The organism is Deltaproteobacteria bacterium, from assembly GCA_016178705.1.
Classification (GTDB): domain Bacteria; phylum Desulfobacterota; class Binatia; order HRBIN30; family JACQVA1; genus JACOST01.
On record JACOST010000002.1, the window covers coordinates 14,705 to 35,192 of the forward strand.

Consider the following 20,488-nt stretch of genomic DNA (forward strand, 5'->3'; position numbering starts at 1 on the left):
CATTCCCACGACAACCACGCCCACGGCAACCACGCCCGCGACGACCGCGCACCCGCCGGTCCGTTCCCGCTTCTCGTGGGTCGATGCGCTGTTGCTCCTCGGGTTAGGTGCACTGATCGCCGGCCTCGTCGCGCTCGCACGCCGTTGGGAGGCGCCGCTGCGGCCGACCGTCGACATCGATCTATCGGTGTGGGCGCTGCCGAAGTACACGCTGCTGTCACTCGCGCGCGGCGTCGCCGCCTACATCCTCTCGCTGATCTTCACTCTGACCTACGGCACGGTAGCCGCGTACAGTCGGCGGGCGGAGCGCGTGATGATCCCGGTGCTCGACATCCTCCAAGGCATCCCCGTGCTCGGGTTCCTGCCTGGGCTCGTGCTCGGCATGGTGGCACTGTTTCCGCACTCGAATATTGGCCTGGAGCTCGCCTGCATCGTGATGATCTTCACCGGCCAAGTGTGGAACATGACCTTCGCCTTCTACGGTGCGTTGCGCGCGATTCCGACCGAGCTGCGCGAGGCCGCGCAGGTGTATCGCTTCGGCTGGTGGAAGCGCTTCCGCACCGTCGAGGTGCCGTCGGCGATGATCGGCCTGGTCTGGAACTCGATGATGTCGATGGCCGGGGGTTGGTTCTTCCTCACCGTGAACGAAGCCTTCACGCTCGGCGACCGCGACTTTCGCCTGCCCGGGATCGGTGCCTACATGAGCGTGGCGATCGAGCGTGGCGATGCCCGGGCGATGGCCGCGGCGGTGGTGGCGATGATCACGATGATCGTGGCGGTCGATCAATTGCTCTGGCGTCCCGCGCTGGCGTGGGCGCAGAAATTCAAAGTCGAAGAGACCGGGACCGCGCAGGCGCCCACTTCATGGGCGCTCGACCTGCTGCGGCGTTCGCGCGTGTTGCCATGGATTGAAACGCAGCTTCGACGCATCGCGATGCGTTTGGAATCTCGCCGCGCGGCGCGGTCGGTCCCCAGCCTCGCGAGTCCGTTGTCGCGGCAACTGTGGTTGCAACGCGGCGCTGGAATCGCCGCGGCCGTCGGTTTTGGAAGCCTCACGCTGTGGGGCGTCACCCACCTCGTGCGTCTGCTCGCCGCCCTCGCGCTACACGAGTGGCTGCGGCTCCTCATCGCGCTTGCGCTCACCTTTCTGCGCACCGCAACCGCGCTCACGCTCAGCGCGCTCTGGGCCGTGCCGGTTGGCGTCTGGATTGGGCTGTCGCCAAAACGCGTGCGGATGTTGCAGCCACTGATTCAGATCGCTGCGGCATTCCCAGCCCCGATGATCTTTCCCGTCGTCACGTTGGTCATTCTCGCGCTCGGCATCAACTTCTCGTGGGGCTGTGTGGTGCTGATGCTGCTCGGCGCGCAGTGGTACGTGCTCTTCAACGTGCTCGCTGGCGCCAGCGCGATGCCGCAAGACCTTCGAGAAGCGGCCGAAGTCTACGGCCTCAGCCGTTGGGCGCGCTGGCGGACACTGTACTTGCCCGCGATCTTTCCCAGCCTCGTGACCGGGCTGATCACCGCCGCCGGCGGTGCGTGGAACGCCAGCATCGTCGCCGAGTACGTTCATTATCGCGATCAGACATTGATCGCGCCGGGGTTGGGTTCGCTGATCACCGAAGCCACGGCCGCGGCCGACTTCCCGCTGCTCGCCGCCGGTGTGCTGACGATGTCGCTCGCGCTAGTCGCACTGAACCGCACCGTGTGGCACCGGCTCTATCGACTCGCCGACGACCGCTTCAGTTTGAATCGCTAGTCTCATCACTGTCGGGGCGAGTTTGGGGGAACCCGCCCCGACAGCACCACCCCACCACACTTCGCAAAGCCGATCAGCATCCGCCACCGCATCCCAGTGCCTCGCTGAGCAAGTTGCACGCCCACCATGCTGAGCAATCGAAACACCGCCGGCGCGCCCGCCCATGATGCGCGAGTGTTCAGAATGTGGCGTGCGAAGAACTGATTGACGCGCGGCGTTGCGGCGCGCGCAGGAGGTTACACGGCATTCTCCCGGCGACGTGCTGCACAGCACTTCGTGCTGCGCCGATCGAAGCGCGCAGCAAACGCCGGAGCACGACTCATCATTGCTGCGCCACGAACTCCGTCATTCGCTAATCTAGTCACCGTGCCTCCGCGGATGGCATCGGCACGCCTCGGTCTGCTATTCGCATCCCCAGCGTACATCGAATGGAAGACTTCTTAGTTCGCTACGGACTCCTCGCGGTGTTCGCCGGTGTCGCACTGGAAGGTGATGTCTGCGCGCTGCTCGCCGGCGTGGTGGCACATCTCGGCTTTTTCTCGCTATCCACCGCCATCGTGACAACCTGCGCCGGCGCACTGACGGCCGATTGGATGTGGTATGGCGTCGGTCGCAGCCGCGCCGCCGCGATGCGCGACAGCGCGATCTATCGCCGCGTCGGTCCGTTCATCGAACGACTCGCGCAACGCATCGGGGTGTGGGAGGTGACCGGCGCACGATTCGTATTCGGTGCGCGCGTGCCCAGCATGCTGTTCTGGGGCATGAACCGGCTGCCGTTCGGTCGCTTCATCGCGCTGGACTTCCTCGGCTGCGCCCTGTGGTCGACCGTCTTCGTCGCCGCGGGCTTCATGTTCAGTGGCAGCGCGGCGATGCTGCTCGGCAACATGAAGCGGGCCGAACACTGGCTGCTGGCGGCCCTGCTGGTGACCGCTACCGCGGTGTTGTTGATCCGGCGCGCGATGCGCTCGCGCCTGCGCCGCGAATCGACCGCCCTCAGATCGTGAACGCGTGATCTTCTTGTTCCGATGCAACACGCACTGAGATCTCGTGTGTGCCGTCGGGCTCGACCGCGCCCCAACGCAGCGCGAACGATTCGAGCTGAAAGTCGGGCGTATATTTCGCCGAGCGACCGAAGATCACCTCGCTGGCCTCCAACTCGCGGGCCGCCCGCGCAATCGCGAACAACATGTCGTTGGACGTTAGCACCATCTGCGTGACGGTCTTGCCGTGTTCCTCGGCGCGATTGACCACCGCGGTGAAGATCGCTTGCTCGTCAGCTGAGAAGTGAGTCTCCGTACCGTTAGCGTCGAGGCCGCGCTCGATCTTGACGGTGACGACGATCACGTCAATGTCGTCGTGCTCCGCTTCCGTCAACGCGCGATCGAGGTGACTGAGGTTCTTCGGATCGCGCACCGGTACCAATTTGCGGGCTTTGCCGGACAGTCCGATCTGCGCCGGGTCAATCTCGGGCGTTCGGCGGATATTGAACTTTTCCAGATGCAGTTGATCAGGCGAGCGGTGTCGCGACCATCGTTCGCTCAGCAGGAAGAGGACGAAGAACGCGACGGTGAACGCAACGCCCCATTCGGTCGCGACCCGCTTGGTGACGAGATTCATGAGCGCCACGGCCAAGAGCACAACAAAGATCAACGCGAGCCCGATCGGCCACTCGTGCTTCCCGACTTGGAGATTGAGCGGCACGCGCCAGGCGCGCGGGCGCCGGTCCTTGAAGCGCAGCATCACCATCGACAGCGCCTTGAAGACGAAGCTCCACACGACGCCAAACGCGTAGGCTTCGCCGAGGGCGTACACATCGCCGCCGCTAGCGATGATGGTGAAGACCTGCAGGATGACGACGAGGTTGATGATCCGATAGGTCGTCCCGTAGCGGCCGTGCGGATGGCGGATCCAGTCGGGCAGCACGCCATCCTCGGCGACGCGATTGAGCACGCCGTTCGAACCGACGATGGCCGTATTCACCGCGCCCGCCAGGATGAGGAAGCCCACGATTACGACGAAGACACGCAAGGCCAACCGCACCGACAGCGGTCCCACCACGTACATCGCCAGGCCGCCGATCAGGTTGTCGCTATAGGTGCTCATGCGCACGTCGTCCGGAATGATCAAGACCGCGAAAAACGAGATCAGCCCGGTCATCAGCATGCTGTAAAGAAAGATGATGAACCCGGCGCGAACCAGGTTCTTCACCTTGGGATAGGCGATCTCGCGATTCACCTGCGCCAGTGACTCTTCGCCGCTCATCGCCAAGATCGAGTGACCGAATGCGATCACGATCCCGAGCGCACCGACTTGCTTCGCCCAGCGGTTGCCGGAGAGCCAGCCGAGCGCGTCGTCGCTGAAGTGCAGATCAAACGGCGGCAGCGTCGCCCCACGCATCCAGATCGTGATCCCACACCACACCATCATGACCACCACCATCACCGTGGTGACGCCCATGATCTTCATCGCCTTGTCGCTCGACTCCTCGATACCGAGGATGTTCTGATGCCAAAAGTAGAGCGTGATCGCGATCGCGATCACCGCCGAGGACGCGCCGGGCGGCAGCACGAACGGCGCGTGCAGCACGACAAGGAGTTCGTTCACCAAACCGACGATGTACTGCCCCGCGGAAACGCCGCTGATCGGGCCGGTGAGCACGTAGTCGAACATCAGCGCCGAAACTGAGAGCTTGGCCAGCGTGCCGCCCATCGCCTCCTTGACGACGCGGTAGACGCCGCCGCGCACGAACATCGCACATGACTCGACGTAAACGCCGCGTACCGCGTAGGCAAACAGCATGACCGCGCCGATGTACCACGGCGCCGCTTTGCCGATGGCGTGCTCGACGATGCCGCCGATGTAATAGGCGGTCGACGCCATATCGCAGAGCACGATCGCCGCCGCCCGCCAGAATGAAATGAACACCAGCAACACACTGGTCACGACAATGATCTGCGGGTGAGCGCTGCGCGGTGCGGCATCCGCCTCGCTCGGCGAAGCCGTTTTCAAAGCTAGAGCCATCTCAAGATTCCATCCTCTCCGTGCACCACGCCGACACCTACAGCGTGGTCCATGCCGAACGAGGATGCCCAGAAGAGCCGTGCACGGGATTGCACGATGCAGATTCACGCACTCTGCATCGTGCAATACGCACGAAGACTGCTCCTGCAAAATGCACGCTCTGCGAGCGTGGGACTCCCGCGCCGGCGCCGGCACTGCGTCGCAATGCGAATCGCAAGAAGGCCCTCGTGAACTCTGCAATCGAATGCGCCGGCCGTGATTCAGAACCGCAGCGAAGGGCACGCGCAGCCCGTGGCACGACGACTGCGTACGCAAGTCGACATGGCACTCGCGACTTACATCCTCATGGCCATCACCTACGCCTACTCGGTGTGGCTGCTGTGGGACCAGGGTCGATCAGCGCCTCGCGACCGGAGGCTTGCCCAGCCCACCAGCAGGGAGTTGGAGAGTCGGCCACTGGTGCCGGCTGCTACTCGACCGACAGCGACCTCGCGCAACGTGCGCGCCATGGATCGTCGCTTCGTCTTCTAGCTCCGCAGACCGTCGAACCCGTTGCGTGCCAACGATCTGCGCGTGCGATCCGCACGCGCCGTCCACTCGAGTGTGGGCCGGTGCATCTCCTCCCCCGGGTCGCGGATTTCAATCTGCCGTGCAGAGCGCACGACCATAGCATTCAATCTGCAAACCCAGCCGTTCAGGCATGAGAAACACGTTGCGAGCTCAACCAAACGTCGTCCTGGCACGGCTGCTGCTCCCCTGCATTCGAAAGGAGATCACATGGACGCTCTCTACCTCGGGGTAACCGTTGTCTTCTTCGCTCTCTCCTGGGGACTCATCGTTCTCTGCGAGAAGCTGTAGGAGGTTCTTCGAATGACTGTGCTGTATGCCGTCGGCGGGGTGATCTCGCTCGCGTTGCTCGTCTATTTGTTCATCGCGCTCCTGAAGCCGGAGTGGTTCTGATGAACGCGAACGGATATCTGCAACTCGTTTTCTACTTCGTGGTCCTCTTGGGTTTGGCGAAGCCGCTTGGGTCCTACATGGCCCGCGTATTCGATGGCCCGCCCATGGTTGTCGATCGCGTGCTCGGCCCAGCCGAACGCCTCATCTACCGAGTCTGCGGTGTTGATCCCGATCAGGGAATGACATGGCGAACGTATGCGCTTGCCATGATGCTTTTCAACCTGCTCGGCCTGCTGGTCGTCTACGCGCTTCAGCGCCTGCAGGGCGTGCTGCCGCTCAACCCGCAAGAGCTCGGCGCCGTGACGCCGGACTCGTCGTTCAACACCGCCGTCAGCTTCGCCACCAACACCAACTGGCAGGGCTACGGCGGCGAGTCGACGATGAGCTATCTCACCCAAATGGTCGGCTTGAGCGTGCAGAATTTCGTGTCGGCGGCGGCCGGCATTGCCGTGCTGCTGCCGCTCATTCGAGGTCTGCGCCAGGCGACCAACAAGCTCATCGGCAACTTCTGGGTCGATCTCACGCGCACCACGCTCTACATCCTGCTGCCGCTGTCGCTGCTCTGGGCGCTGGTCCAGGTATCGCAGGGAGTGGTGCAGAATTTCAGTCCCTACACAACTGTCACGCTGGTTCAGCCGACGTCGTACAGCAATCCCATCAAGGACGCTGACGGCAACGCGATCCTCGACGAGCACGGACAGCCGAAGACCGAAACGGTCGCCTTGACCGAGCAGACGTTGCCGATGGGACCCGCAGCGTCGCAAGTCGCGATCAAGCAATTGGGGACGAACGGTGGCGGCTTCTACAATGTCAACTCGGCCCATCCGTACGAGAACCCGACGCCGCTATCGAACTTCATCGAGATGCTGGGGATTCTCGTGATCTCGGCGGCCCTTTGCTACACGTTCGGAAAAATGGTCGGCGACACGCGGCAAGGCTGGGCGATCCTGGCGGCGATGACGCTGATCTTCGTCGTCTTCCTCGCCGTCTGCGTCTGGTCGGAGCAGCGCGGCACGCCGCGCCTCGCCGCGCTCGGTGCCGACCAAATCGCCAGTAACCTGCAGAGCGGCGGCAACATGGAGGGCAAGGAGGTGCGCTTCGGCATCGTCAACTCTGCGCTGTGGGCAACCGCCACGACCGCCGCATCCAACGGCTCCGTCAACGCAATGCACGACTCCTTCACGCCGCTCGGCGGACTTGTGCCGATCTTCATGATCCAGCTCGGGGAAGTCATCTACGGTGGCGTCGGCTCGGGGCTGTATGGCATGCTGATCTTCGCGATCGTCGCCGTGTTCGTCGCCGGCCTCATGGTCGGACGCACGCCGGAATACCTCGGAAAGAAGATTGAGGCCTACGAGATGAAGATGGCGTCGCTCGTCATCCTGATCCCGCCGGTACTCGTGCTCGGCCTCACCGCCCTCGCCGTCGTCGTGCCCGCCGGCCTTGCGAGCCGCGCCAACAACGGTGTCCACGGCTTCAGTGAGATCCTGTACGCGTTCAGCTCGATGGGGAACAACAACGGTAGCGCCTTCGCCGGGCTCAACGCCAACGTGCCGTACTACAACTTGACCGGCGGCATCGCGATGCTGTTTGCCCGCTACTGGCTGGCAATCCCGACGCTCGCCATCGCCGGCTCGCTCGCCCAGAAGAAACTCGTACCGGCGAGTCCGGGGACTCTGCCTACACATACGCCCCTGTTCGTCGTGATGTTGATCGGCGTGGTGATCATCGTCGGGGCGCTCACCTTCATTCCGGCGCTCGCACTGGGTCCGATCGTCGAGCACTTGATGATGCTGGCGTGATCCGAGGGAGCTATTCATGTCGACCCATGCGAAAGCCCGTTCGTTGCTCGATCCCGAGATCGTCCGCGGCGCCATCATTTCCTCGTTGCAGAAGCTCGACCCGCGGCACCAATTCAAGAACCCCGTCATGTTCGTCGTGCTCGTCGGTAGCGTCATCACGACGGTCCTCTACTTCCAAGCACTCGGAGGTCATGGCGAGGCGCCTGCAGGTTTCATCTTCGCGGTCTCGCTATGGCTGTGGTTCACGGTCCTATTCGCGAACTTCGCCGAAGCGATGGCCGAGGGCCGCGGCAAGGCTCAGGCTGACGCACTCCGCAAGTCGCGCCGCGACATCGCCGCCAAGAAGCTCGACCAAGCGCCCGACGCCAACCGCTTCGATCCCACCAGCGCGCGCTTCACGATGACCTCCAGCGGTGCGCTGCGCCGCAACGACACCGTGTTCGTCCCCGCCGGCGACTTCATCCCAAGCGACGGTGAGATTGTCGTCGGCATCGCCTCGGTCGACGAGAGCGCCATCACCGGCGAGAGCGCCCCGGTCATCCGCGAAGCCGGCGGCGACCGCAGCGCCGTGACCGGCGGGACGCGAGTGTTGTCCGATTGGATCGTCGTGCGCATCACCAGCGATCCAGGTGAAACCTTTCTCGATCGCATGATCGCCATGGTCGAGGGCGCGCGGCGCCAGAAGACGCCCAACGAGATCGCGCTCAACATCCTGCTCGCGGCCCTGACCATCATCTTCTTGCTGGCGACGGTCACGTTGCTGCCGTTCTCCATGTATGCCGTCACCGAAGCGGGTCACGGAACGCCGATCACGGTCACGGTGCTCGCCGCACTCCTGGTGTGCCTCATTCCGACCACCATCGGCGGTCTGCTCTCGGCAATCGGTATCGCGGGCATGGACCGGATGATCCAGGCCAATGTGATCGCCATCTCCGGTCGCGCCGTTGAAGCGGCCGGAGATGTCGACGTGCTCCTGCTCGACAAGACCGGCACCATCACCCTGGGCAACCGTCAAGCGACAGCGTTCCTACCGGCTGAGGGCGTGAAGGTGGAACAACTCGCGGACGCCGCACAGCTCGCCTCGTTGGCCGACGAGACGCCCGAGGGCCGCAGTATCGTTGTGCTCGCCAAGGAGAAGTACGGCCTGCGCGAACGCGACGTGCACACGCTCGGGGCGCACTTTGTCCCGTTCAGCGCACAGACGCGCATGAGCGGCGTCAACATGAACGGCCGCCAAGTGCGCAAGGGCGCCGCCGACGCGATCGAAGAGTATGTCACGGGCCTGCGCGGGCGCTTTCCGGTCGCCGTGCGCACCGCCGTGGAGACGATCGCGCGAGAAGGCGGGACGCCGCTGGTGGTCGCCGAGGGCGCGCGGGTGCTCGGCGTCATTCAGTTGAAGGACATCGTCAAGACGCGCATCAAGGACCGTTTCGCCGAGCTGCGCCGGATGGGTATCAAGACCGTGATGATCACCGGCGACAACCCGCTCACGGCTGCGGCCATCGCCGCGGAAGCCGGCGTCGACGACTTTCTCGCGCAAGCCACGCCGGAGCGAAAGCTCGAGCTCATTCGCGACTACCAGAAGGGCGGGCGGTTAGTCGCAATGACCGGTGATGGCACCAACGACGCGCCGGCCCTGGCGCAGGCCGATGTCGCGGTCGCCATGAATAGCGGGACGCAGGCGGCGAAGGAGGCCGGCAACATGGTCGACCTCGACTCCAACCCGACCAAGCTGATCGAGATCGTCGAAATTGGTAAGCAGTTATTGATCACCCGCGGCGCCCTCACGACCTTCAGCATCGCCAATGACGTCGCCAAGTACTTCGCCATCATCCCGGCTGCGTTCGCCGGCACCTATCCGGTACTCGGAATGCTCAACGTCATGGGCTTGGCGACCCCGCAGAGCGCGATCCTGTCCGCCGTCATCTTCAACGCGCTCATCATCATCGCACTCATTCCGCTTTCCCTGCGCGGCGTGCGCTATCGCGCGGTACCGGCGGCGACGCTCTTGCGCGACAACCTGTTGATTTACGGGCTGGGGGGGATCATTGCGCCGTTTGTCGGCATCAAGGTGATCGACGTGATTCTCGTCACGCTGGGTCTCGCCTGAGCAAGGAGGGCACCATGAGAGAACTACGAACGGCGATCCTGATGCTCGTCGTGTTGACCGTGGTGACGGGAGTGATCTACCCGTTGCTGGTGACGGGCATCGCCCAAACGGTTTTCCCCGCCCAGGCGGCCGGAAGCCTGATCGTCAACGATGGGAAGCTAGTCGGCTCCGCGCTCATCGGCCAGCCATTCGACGATCCGAAGTATTTCTGGAGCCGCCTGTCGGCAACGTCCCCTTCGCCCTACAACGGCGGCTCGTCATCGGGTTCCAACCTCGGCCCGCTGAGCGATGCCCTCCGCGACGCGATCCAAGCCCGGGTCACCGCGTTGCGCGAAGCGCAGCCGAACGACAGCCGGCCGATCCCGGTTGATCTCGTCACCGCGTCGGGCAGCGGGTTGGACCCGCACGTGAGTCCGGCGGCGGCGTACTATCAGGTTCCACGGGTTGCGCGGGTACGCAGTCTGGATGAGGCACGGGTGCAGACGCTCGTCGCCCAACACATCGAGAGACGCCAACTCGGATTCCTCGGTGAACCTCGAGTCAATGTGCTGCGACTCAACCTCGCGCTGGACGCGCTGTCCGCGCGGTGAAAGACTGCGCAGCGGAGCGCAGCTATTGTGACGGATTTTGCTGAAGCCGAGCGCCGGCCATCGCCAGAAGCGTTGCTGCAGGCGGTTGCGAAGGAAGTTCGCAGTCGACTCAAGATCTTCGTCGGGGCCGCGCCCGGCGTCGGCAAGACCTACGCCATGCTCGCCGCAGCACATGAGCGCTGTGGTGAGGGCGTCGATGTGATCGTCGGTGTCGTCGAAACCCATGGACGCGCGGAAACTCAGGCCTTGCTCCAGGGGCTCGATGTGTTGCCGCGGCAGCGTGTCGAGTACCGCGGGACCATGCTTGAAGAGATGGATCTCGACGCGGTCCTGGCGCGGAAGCCGCAGCTCGTATTGGTCGACGAGTTGGCGCACACCAACGCGCCCGGCAGCCGTCATCCCAAACGCTTCTCGGACATTGAAGAGATCCTCGAGGCCGGGATCGACGTCTACACAACGGTCAATATCCAACATCTCGAGAGTCTGAACGACGTCGTGGCCCAGATCACCGGCATCCGCATCCGCGAAACGATACCCGATGGCTTCTTCGCGCGCGCCGACGAGATGAAGCTCGTCGATGTCACGCCGGAGGACCTCCTTCAACGCCTGCAGGAAGGCAAAGTGTACATGCCGGCCGCCGCCGAGCGCGCCATCCGCAACTACTTCCAGCCAGGCAATCTGACGGCGCTGCGTGAATTGGCGCTGCGTCAGACCGCCGAACGCGTCGACGATCAGATGCGTGAGTACATGCAAGCGCACGCCGTTCCGGGCGTGTGGCCGGTGACCGAACGCATCATGGCTTGTGTCAGTGGCGGCCGGATGTCCGAGCGCATGATCCGCACGGCACGCCGTGTCGCCGATGCTCGCCACGCCGAATGGCTAGCGGTATTCGTGGAAACCTCCGCGTTTCAGCGGCGCCCCGAAAGCGAGCGCGATCGGGTTGCGCGCGTCCTAAAGCTGGCCGAGCAGCTCGGCGGCGAGCCCGTAACGATTTCGGGTGAGCGCATCGCCAGCGAGTTGGTCCGCTACGCGGAACGCCGCAACGTGACGGAGATCATCCTCGGTAAGCCGTTGCGCTCACGCTGGCGAGAGTTCGGCCGCCGCTCGCCGGTCGATGAGGTCATCCGCCGCAGCGGCAATATCGAGGTGCGTGTCATTTCTGGCGAGGAGAGCAGCACCGAACAGCGTCGCAGCCCGTCGACGCGAGCACCAAGTATTCAAATCAATCGGTATCTGCCTGCGCTGCTGTTCGTCACCCTCGCCGGTCTCGTCGCCAAAGGGCTGCAGCTCTTACTGTCACTGACCGATCCGGCGTTGGTGTTCCTGACCGCGGTCCTGTTCAGCGCGGTCGCCGGCGGTCTTGGCCCGTCAATTTTTGCGGCGATCGCTAGCTTGCTGGTTTACGACTTCTTCTTCGTCGATCCGCTCTACACCTTCACCATCACCAAGCCACAAGACGTGCTGTCCCTCTTCGTGTTCCTGGTGGTTGCGATCCTGACGAGCAATTTGACTGCACGCATTCGCAACCAGGCGGTCACCGCCCGTCGGCGCGAGCAGCGAACGGCGGCGCTGTACGAGTTCAGCCGTCAGATTGCCGGGGCTATCGGCATCGAGGATCTGCTGCCGATGGTGGTGCGCCAAATTGGCGAACAGTTCCAAGCGGCCGTCGCTGTGCTGCTGCCCGATGGCGGCCGCCTAACCACGGGTGCCGTCGATCCCCCGGGAACCGATCTCACCGAAGCCGAACGCGCGGCCGCCAACTGGGTGTGGGAACACAATCAACCCGCCGGTCGCGGCACCGATACGTTGGCGGGTAGCGACTGGTTCCACGCCCCGCTCAGTACGGCGCGCGGCGCCGTCGGCGTACTGGCGCTGCAGACGTCGACACCGGGGAGCGTGTTGCCGCTCGATCAACGTCAGCTGCTCGAAGCACTCGCGCGTCTCGCCGCGATCGCGATCGAACGAACTCGCGTGGACGTCGTCTTGGCGGAAAAGGCGAAGACCGAGGCGGTCATCGAGGCGATGGAAGACGGCTTGATCGTGCTCGATCAGCCGGGGACGGTGGCTCACGTCAACGAGGTCGCGTGTGCGATTCTCGAATTCGACCGTCGCGAGGTCCTCGGACGGTCCTTCGAGGATCTCGGCACTCACCATCCGCACTACCTGCGACTGCGTGCTGCCGTTCGCGATTTCCTGGCCCATCCCGAGCGCGATGCCGAGCGCGTCGAGATCACCCTCTTCATGCGCGGCCGCGATCACTACTTCATCTTGCGCCTCACTCCACTGCGCGGGCGCGACGGCGCATCCGCCGGGCTCATTCTCGGACTGCAAGATGTTACCTACGTGCGCGATCAAGAGGCCCGGCGTGAAGCGCTCATCGCCACGCTGTCGCACGAGCTGGGCACGCCCATCACCTCGCTGCGGATGGCGCTCGATCTTCTCCATCGCAACGGCGGCCAACTCAACGCGGAGCAGCGCACCTTGCTCGACACCGCTCACGAAGACATCGAGCGCCTGCAGGACGTCGCGCAGCGCCTGCTCGATCTCTCGCGCGCGCGGGCGATGACGATCGCCCTCGATCGCCGCAACGTCGATTTGCGCCAGATCATTCCACGGGTCGTGAAGATCTTTGCGTTGCAGGCGCGCGAGAAGAACATCACGTTGGACGTCGCGATGGCGGAGCGCGGACTGACGATCGCCGGCGACGAGATCAAGCTCAGTTGGGCGCTGTCGAATTTGCTCTCGAACGCGTTGCGCTACACGCCGGAGCGTGGACGCGTGCAGATCGACGCTCGGGATCAGGATGACAACAGCGTGCTGATTGCCGTCAGCGACAGCGGGCCCGGCATCGCGCCCGATCAGCGCGAACGGATTTTCGAGCGCTTCGTGCAGTCAGCCGACGGTGGTGATATCGGATCAGCGGGCTTGGGATTGGCGATTGTGCGCGACATTGTGCAAGCACACGGCGGTCGCATCCATCTGGAAAGCGACGTAGGACGAGGCAGCCGCTTTACGATCGAGCTGCCGCGAGGCTAGCGCATGGCGAACATTCTCATCGTCGACGACGAGAAGAACATCCGCACGCACCTCGCAACCTACGTCCGCAGTCTCGGTCACGCGGCAGAGACGGCCGCCGATGCTACGACTGCGCTGAGCGCGCTCGATCGCAGCGCAGTCGACGTCGTGCTCTCCGACGTGCGCATGGCGGGCATGGACGGCCTGGCGTTGCTGCGCGAGATCCGTGGCCGCCGGCCAGACGTGGTGGTGGTGTTGATGACCGCCTACGCCACCGTACCCCAAGCGGTCGAAGCGATGCGCGCCGGAGCGTACGACTATCTGGTCAAGCCGTTTTCGCTCGATCAAGTGGGGCTGTTGCTGACGCGCGTGGTCGAGGTCCAGGCCCTGCGCCGCGAGAATCAGGCGCTGCGCCACGCCATCGAGCAACCAGCACTGCTCGAATCGGCGAGCCCTCCGATGCAACGGGTGCTGGCAACCGCCCGGCAAGTGGCTGCCTCCGCCGTCACCGTGATGCTCACCGGCGAGAGTGGTACCGGCAAGAACGTCCTTGCGTCGGCGATTCACGCCTGGAGTCCGCGCGCCGCCGCGCCATTTGTCACGATCAGCTGCACGACGTTGGCGGAGCATTTGTTGGAGAGTGAACTCTTCGGTCATATGAAGGGCGCGTTCACCAGCGCGTGGAAGGACAAGCCCGGCCGGCTCGAAGCCGCCGCCGGCGGCACCGTATTCCTCGACGAAGTCGGCGAACTGCCGCCGGAGTTGCAAGCCAAATTGTTGCGCTTCTTGGAAGAGCACCGTTTTGAACGCGTCGGATCGAGCGAGACTATCGAGGTCGACGCCCGCATCATCGCCGCGACCAACCGCGACCTCGACGCCGATGTCCGCTCGGGGCGCTTTCGCGAAGACCTGTTCTTTCGCCTCAACGTCGTCGGCATTCGGCTGCCGCCGCTGCACGAGCGACGCGAGGATCTTCCGGTACTGATCAATCACCTGCTGGCGACATTGTGTGCGCGCCATCGGCGCGGCGCACTGCAGCTCAGCCCCGATGCGCGCGCGGCGTTGGTCACGTATCTCTGGCCGGGCAATGTCCGCGAGTTGCTGAACGCGCTCGAGCGCGCGGTGGTGTTGTCACGCGGCGACACCATTCGAATTGAAGACCTGCCCGACCGGCTGGCAGCGCCGACACCCCCGCTCACCGCGCCGGCCGCCGATCCGTCGCTCTCACTCGATGAGATCGAGCGCCGCCACATCCAGCAGGTTCTCGCCGATGCCGCCACCCTCGAAGAAGCCGCCGCGCGCTTGGGCATCAACGCCACCACGCTGTGGCGCAAGCGCAAACGCTACCGGATCGAGTAGCGGCTGGCGGCGCGACATTCGCTGACCGTAGGGGTAAATTCTTGCGTCGCCCGCAAGCCTACCGGTGCTGTACGTAGATCGGCAGCGCGGTTGGGTGTACGGTTTGCGAGATGTTTTGCCCAAAGTGCAACGCGAGATGTAACGACGAGGTGCTCGCTTGCGCCGAGTGCGGCGCGGCGCTCGGTCCGGTGTGCCTTGCCTGCGGCGCCCAGAATCTACCGGGATCGCTCTTCTGTCGGATGTGCGGACGACCGCTGAGTGAGCTGTCGACCGATCGGCCGAGCCGCTCTCCCGCTGCGTACACGCCACGCCATCTCACCGAGAAAATCCTCACCTCCCGCGCCGCACTCGAAGGCGAGCGCAAGCAAGTGACCGTTCTCTTCGCCGACGTGAAGGGGTCGCAGGCGCTCGCGCAGAGCGTCGGCCCCGAGGCCTGGCACGAGACTCTCGATCGCTTCTTCGAGATTTTGTCGGCGGGAGTGCACCGCTTCGAGGGCACCATCAACCAGTACACGGGCGATGGCATCATGGCGCTCTTCGGTGCGCCGATCGCGCATGAGGATCACGCGCAGCGGGCGTGCTTCGCCGCGCTTCATCTGAAGAAGGGGATCGCCGCGTTCCACGCCGATCTCCGCCGCACGCGAGGCATCGACTTCGCGGTCCGCACGGGGCTCAACTCCGGCGAGGTTGTCGTCGGCCGCATCGGCGACGACCTGCGAATGGACTATACTGCGCAAGGTCACACTGTCGGGCTCGCCAGCCGGATGGAGTCGCTCGCCGAGCCGGGCAAGATCTATCTCACTCGGGGTACTGCCGCGCTGGTGTCCGGATTCTTCCAGCTGAAGGACCTCGGAAAATTTTCCGTCAAGGGCGAGCGGCGCAGTCTGCGCGTCTACGAACTCGAAGCGGTCGGCGCGGCGCGGACGCGGTTCGATCAATCGACGGCGCGCGGCCTGTCGCCCTTTGTCGGACGAGAGGCGGAGATGGCCCGGCTCGAAGCGAGCCTCGCGGACGCCCTCGCCGGAAATGGCTGTGCGGTCGGCGTGGTCTCCGAGGCCGGGTGTGGCAAGAGCCGACTCTTCTGGGAGTTCGCCGCGCAGTGTCGCGCGCGCGACATCCTCGTCCTGCAGGCTCGCGGCGTCCCTCACGGGCGAGCGAGTCCGTTCTTGCCAATCGTCGAACTGTTGCGCGGTTACTTCGACGTGAGAGAGCGCGACGACGACGCCGCGGTGCGCGAGAAGGTCACCGGACAGCTGATCCTCCTCGGTGAGCCGTTGCGCGAAGCGTTACCGCTCGTCTTCGAGCTGCTGCGGGTGTCCGAAGCCGATCATCTCGCGCAGCGGATCGATCCGGAGGCGCGGCGTCGCCAGATCCTCCGGTTACTGACCGATCTCGTGCGAGTCCGCAGCGCGCAAGAACCGATCGTTGTCGTCGGCGAGGATCTGCAATGGTTCGACCGCGGAAGCGAGGCGGTTCTCGATCAACTCGTCGCAGAACTTCCGGGAGGCCGCACTCTCATCGTCGTGAACTACCGTCCCGACCACCGACCTCCCTGGCACGGTCGCACCCAGTTCCGCGAGATACCCCTTGAGGCGCTCGCGCCGGAGGCGACGCTGCAACTCGTGGGCGATCTCCTCGGCAACCATCGATCGGTCCGCAGTCTCATCCAGCGCATCGCCGAACGGAGCGGCGGCAATCCTTTCTTCGTCGAGGAAGCAATCCGGTCCCTCAAGGCGGGTGGCGCACTCACCGGGCGCGCGGGGAGCTATCGCGCCGAGCATCGGGTCGAGGAGATCGAGATCCCGGCGACGGTCCAGGCAGTGCTCGATGCGCGGATCGACGCACTCAAGGAACGCGAGAAAGTCGTGCTCCAAACGGCGGCGGTCATCGGTAAGGAGTTTCCGCTGGCGGTTCTGCAGCGAATCGTGCCCTATTCGAAAGCGGAACTGCGCGTCGCCCTCAAAACTCTTAGCGACACCCAGCTGCTGTCGCCGCCGAACCGCAGCGGCGAGGTGCTATACGCCTTTCGCCACTCCCCGACGCAAGAGGCAGCCTACCGCACGCAACTCATTGCGCGCCGCCAACAGATCCACGCCGAGGTCGCCCGGATCATCGAGGAACTTCACCCGGGAGTCGACGAGCAGGCGGCACTGATCGCTCATCATCGCGAGAGCGCCGGTGACGAACGCGCGGCGGTGGATTGGTACGTGCGCGCGGCGAGATGGCTGGGATCCGAAGATCCGGCCGAAGCCTACCGCTACTGGCAAAAGGTCCGCGCGCTGCTCACCCGCGACAACGGCTCTGCCAACGCGCTGCCATTGCGCGTATTGGCGCTGATTCAGATGCTGAACCTGAGCTGGCGTCTCGGCGTTAGCGAAGAAGAAGTGCGGGTGCTCTTCGAGGAAGTCCGGGATCTCGCGCAGCAGAGCGAGAGCAGGGACGCGCTGGTCACAGCGTACTTAGCCTACGCCGTCGTTCGCGGAATGGCCGGTCACCTCAATGAGTCGTTGGAGAACGTGCGCGAGGCGACGCACCTCGCGGAGGACTCGGGGAACGCGGATCTCAAGCGCGGTCTCAAGATGGCCCTCGCATACTTCGGCGCGGCGGCCGGGCGATTGCGGGAATCGTTGGCGACCACGGAGGCAGCGCTCTCCCAGGAAGGGGGCGATTCGACTCGGGGCGCCGAGCTGTCTGGTATTGACCCGTTCGTCTTCCTGACTGGACTTCGTGGTCATCTGCTCGGACAGATGGGGAAGCTCGCCGAGGCCCGGGCGGCGCTCGACGCCGCGCTTGAGCTCTCCGCCGAGCGCGTCGACTCGGAGGTTCGCGGATGGATTCACGGGTGGATCGTCGTCCTAGCCCGAGCCACCGGCGAGACCGCGGACGCGCTCGGGCATGCCCGCCGGGGATTGGATATCGCGGAAAAAACCGGGAGCTTCTTTTCGCAGGTCATCGCGTTTGCAAATCTGGGGCGCGCCCTCGCCTTCCGTGGAGAGTGGCAAGAAGCGGTCGGCGCCTTCGAGAAGTCGCTCGATATTGCCCGGGCGCGGAAGATCGGTTGCGATGTCGAGGCGGGAATCGTGGCTGATCTCGCCGAAGTCAACTCTTCGATCGGCAATCACCAGGCCGCGCTAGCGCTCGCCCGTGAAGCGATCGACCTGGCGCAGCGACGCGGCGTAAAGGTGGAGGAATGCCGAGCGCATCTCGTGAACGCGCGCGTCATCCTCCGGGCCGAGGGTGCGGGCAAGCAACGGGCCGTCCGCAAGGCACTGGAGGCGGCGATGGCCATCGCGCGTGCGACCGAGGCGCGCGTTTATGAACCATTCATCCACCTCGAGCTCGCGGAGGTCGCGCGGCTTGCGGGCGATGATGCGGCGCGCGCCAGCGAGCTGCGGATCAGCTCCGAGCTATTCGCGGAGATCGGCGCCACTGGCCATCTGGCAGCGGCTGCCGGTAACACTGATATCGAGTTGTGACCCGAACGAGTCAGGAACCGCTTACAACGGCAGCTCCGGATTACCCTCGTTCATCTTGCGCAGTGCCGGCGAAGTGTGCAAGGACTCGCACGCTTGAAGCTGTACGCCGCTTTAGATCCGGCGGGCGAAGTCTTTCTGGTGAAGAAGGGGGGTCACATGAAAGAGATTGTAGCCATCATCAAGCCATTCAAACTCGACGAGGTGAAGGAATGCCTCGCCAGGGTCGGTGTGGCGGGCCTTACCGTGAGCGAGGTGAAGGGGTTCGGCCGGCAGAAAGGGCACACGGAGCTCTACCGGGGTGCCGAGTATACGGTGGACTTTCTCCCGAAAGTCCAGATCACGATCTTCGCGGCCGAGGACCAAGTCGTCAAGATCATCGATGCGATCGTCGAGGGTGCGAAGACTGGGAAAATCGGCGACGGCAAGATCGTCGTGAAGCCGCTCGATGAGGTAGTCCGCATTCGGACCGGGGAACACGGTCCGAGCGCGATCTAAGCGACCAAATACAAAAAGGGGGGATACAGCTATGAGGTCTACATCTCGTCGCACCGGATGCGTGCGTCCTGTACGAGGGTTCATTGTGGCAACTGCCGTCGCGGTTTTCCTGACGACGCTTACTCTGCTTGCACCGATCTCGCGTGCGGACGATCAGCCGAAGCCGGACCCTGCCGGCGTTGCGACCGGCGACAAGTCGTCGGTTGTTGATGCCGGCGGCAATGCTTTTGTCGTCGCCGAGCCGACCGATCAGGCGGCCCCCGACTACGCGCAGAAGAAAAAAGACTTCGACGAATACCAGGAGCAGGCCGGCAGGGAGCCCTTGGCAGTGAAGCTCGCGGACGCCGTGGGCCATGTGCGAATCGGCACGAACATGGCCTGGACGCTCAACACGGGCTACCTCGTGCTCTTCATGCAAGCGGGCTTCGCGCTGCTCACGTGCGGATTGGTACGCAAGAAGAACGCCGCGCATCTGATGATGCTGAATTTCGCGGCGTACGTCTTCGCCTTCCTGGCCTACTACGCCGTCGGCTTTGCCTTTCAGTGGGGCGGGGTCGCGCTCAACGCGGCGCCGGCGAGTATCGGCGGTGCCCCGACGCTAAATGAGTTCTTGATCGGCAGCGGACAGTGGGGCTTCTTGGGTGGAAAGGGATTTTTCCTCAGCGGGCCAGCCTACGACGCGAGCGCCAACGTCCTGATGCTCTTCGAAGTCGTGTTCATGGAAACCGCTGGCTACATCATCGTCGGCGCCATCTGTGAGCGAATCACCTTTGGCGCCTTCCTGCTCTGCGAGATGTTCGTCGGCGCCATCCTCTATCCCATCTTCGGGTGTTGGGTCTGGGGCGGCGGCTGGATGTCGCAGCTGGGTACGACGATGGGTTGGGGTCATGGCTACGTTGACTTTGCCGGCTCGACCGTTGTGCATGCCGTCGGTGGCTTCTGTGCGATGGCGCTCGCCTTCATTCTCGGACCGCGCCTCGGGAAGTATGGTCCGGACGGGAAGCCGCGGCCGTTCCCGGCACACAACATCGTCTTCGTCGTGAGCGGAACCTTCATCCTGCTGTTCGGCTGGATGGGCTTCAACCCGGGCTCGACGCTCGCCGCGACCGATTTACGCATCGGCGTCGTCGCCGTGAACACCAACCTAGCGGCAGTCGCGGGATCGGCCTCGTCCTTGGTCGTTTGGTACCTCATGTTCGGGAAGCCCGACATCTCGATGGCCTGCAACGGCATGCTGGCGGGCCTCGTCGCCATTACGGCCCCTTGCGCCTTCGTCGGACCCAACGCGGCGGTCATCATCGGCGTGATGGCGGGCGCCCTAGTCTGCTTCGGCGTGCTCTTCAACGAGCGGGTGATCAAAGTAGACGATCCCTGTGGTGCAATCTCGGTGCACGGCTATTGTGGTTGGCTGGGTGCCGTGTGTGTCGGCATCTTCGCCGACGGCACCTACGGCGCGGGTTGGAACGGCGTCGGCGCGACCACCTACCTCGGAAACGCCGGTCAAGGCGTGACGGGCCTGCTGTACGGAGACTGGGGCCAGTTTACGTTGCAGCTCTGCGGCGCGACCCTATGCGTTGTGTATGCCTTCACGCTCACGTTCGTGGTCTTCAAGGTGGTGAACGCCGTCAAGAGCATGCGCGTCTCGCGGGAAATTGAACTCGAAGGGCTGGATGTGCCGGAGTTTGGCGGCTTGGCGTACCCGGAGGATGCGATCTCTACGACATCCGGCGCTGCGTGAAAATGGGGGCCCAGCAGATCACTTGAAATCAGAAATGGGCGAATAGCGTCGTTCTCGATCACGGGGACGGCGACGGCGGCGACCATGCCGGGCGGCCACCGATCACGTGATCGGTGAATTCAAACTAGCCGCCCGCACGGCAGTGTGCAGCGGGAGTAGCGGCGAG

At 64.1% G+C, this 20,488-nt stretch carries 13 protein-coding genes; 12 read left to right on the plus strand and 1 reads right to left on the minus strand.

All coding sequences use genetic code 11. The features are described from left to right. Position 1 precedes the first annotated feature (1 nt). Positions 2-1,756 carry an ABC transporter permease subunit gene (locus HYR72_00845; GenBank protein MBI1813502.1) on the plus strand — a complete coding sequence of 585 codons (1,755 nt, stop codon included), beginning with the start codon at positions 2-4 and terminating at the stop codon, positions 1,754-1,756. Positions 1,757-2,184: 428 nt separating this feature from the next. Then, a complete protein-coding gene (locus HYR72_00850; GenBank protein ID MBI1813503.1) occupies positions 2,185-2,760 on the plus strand; it encodes a DedA family protein in 576 nt (191 codons plus the stop codon). On the opposite strand, the gene HYR72_00855 is transcribed toward HYR72_00850, so the two are convergent. Continuing rightward, positions 2,750-4,777: an amino acid permease gene (locus HYR72_00855; GenBank protein ID MBI1813504.1), complete on the minus strand. Its 2,028-nt coding sequence runs from the start codon at positions 4,775-4,777 to the stop codon at positions 2,750-2,752. The two genes, HYR72_00850 and HYR72_00855, sit on opposite strands and share 11 nt — an antisense overlap. Positions 4,778-5,098: 321 nt before the next feature. Here HYR72_00855 and HYR72_00860 point away from each other — a divergent pair, with 321 nt between their 5' ends. The 10 genes from HYR72_00860 (at position 5,099) to HYR72_00905 (ending at position 20,322) form a co-directional block, all read left to right on the plus strand. Continuing rightward, positions 5,099-5,308, plus strand: a complete 210-nt coding sequence (locus tag HYR72_00860; protein MBI1813505.1) for a hypothetical protein — start codon at positions 5,099-5,101, stop codon at positions 5,306-5,308. Positions 5,309-5,647: 339 nt separating this feature from the next. Further along, entirely contained in the window at positions 5,648-5,737 is a 90-nt protein-coding gene (gene kdpF, locus HYR72_00865; protein MBI1813506.1) for a K(+)-transporting ATPase subunit F, read from the plus strand. Continuing rightward, on the plus strand, positions 5,737-7,539 hold the full coding sequence (kdpA, locus tag HYR72_00870; protein MBI1813507.1) for a potassium-transporting ATPase subunit KdpA: 1,803 nt from the start codon (positions 5,737-5,739) through the stop codon (positions 7,537-7,539). Before kdpF ends, kdpA begins: the two co-directional genes overlap by 1 nt. A 16-nt stretch (positions 7,540-7,555) precedes the next feature. Next, positions 7,556-9,649 (plus strand): potassium-transporting ATPase subunit KdpB, encoded by a 2,094-nt coding sequence (gene kdpB, locus HYR72_00875; GenBank protein ID MBI1813508.1) that lies wholly within the window; start codon positions 7,556-7,558, stop codon positions 9,647-9,649. A gap of 14 nt (positions 9,650-9,663) precedes the next feature. Then, a complete protein-coding gene (gene kdpC, locus HYR72_00880; GenBank protein MBI1813509.1) occupies positions 9,664-10,239 on the plus strand; it encodes a potassium-transporting ATPase subunit KdpC in 576 nt (191 codons plus the stop codon). Positions 10,240-10,266: 27 nt separating this feature from the next. Next, positions 10,267-13,275 (plus strand): sensor histidine kinase KdpD, encoded by a 3,009-nt coding sequence (locus HYR72_00885; protein ID MBI1813510.1) that lies wholly within the window; start codon positions 10,267-10,269, stop codon positions 13,273-13,275. A gap of 3 nt (positions 13,276-13,278) precedes the next feature. Next, positions 13,279-14,613 (plus strand): sigma-54-dependent Fis family transcriptional regulator, encoded by a 1,335-nt coding sequence (locus tag HYR72_00890; protein MBI1813511.1) that lies wholly within the window; start codon positions 13,279-13,281, stop codon positions 14,611-14,613. A gap of 110 nt (positions 14,614-14,723) precedes the next feature. Next, complete coding sequence (locus tag HYR72_00895) at positions 14,724-18,089, plus strand: AAA family ATPase (GenBank protein MBI1813512.1); 3,366 nt, start codon at positions 14,724-14,726, stop codon at positions 18,087-18,089. Positions 18,090-18,245: 156 nt separating this feature from the next. Continuing rightward, complete coding sequence (locus tag HYR72_00900) at positions 18,246-18,584, plus strand: P-II family nitrogen regulator (protein MBI1813513.1); 339 nt, start codon at positions 18,246-18,248, stop codon at positions 18,582-18,584. A 31-nt stretch (positions 18,585-18,615) separates the two neighbouring features. Continuing rightward, positions 18,616-20,322: an ammonium transporter gene (locus HYR72_00905; GenBank protein MBI1813514.1), complete on the plus strand. Its 1,707-nt coding sequence runs from the start codon at positions 18,616-18,618 to the stop codon at positions 20,320-20,322. Positions 20,323-20,488: the final 166 nt, after the last annotated feature.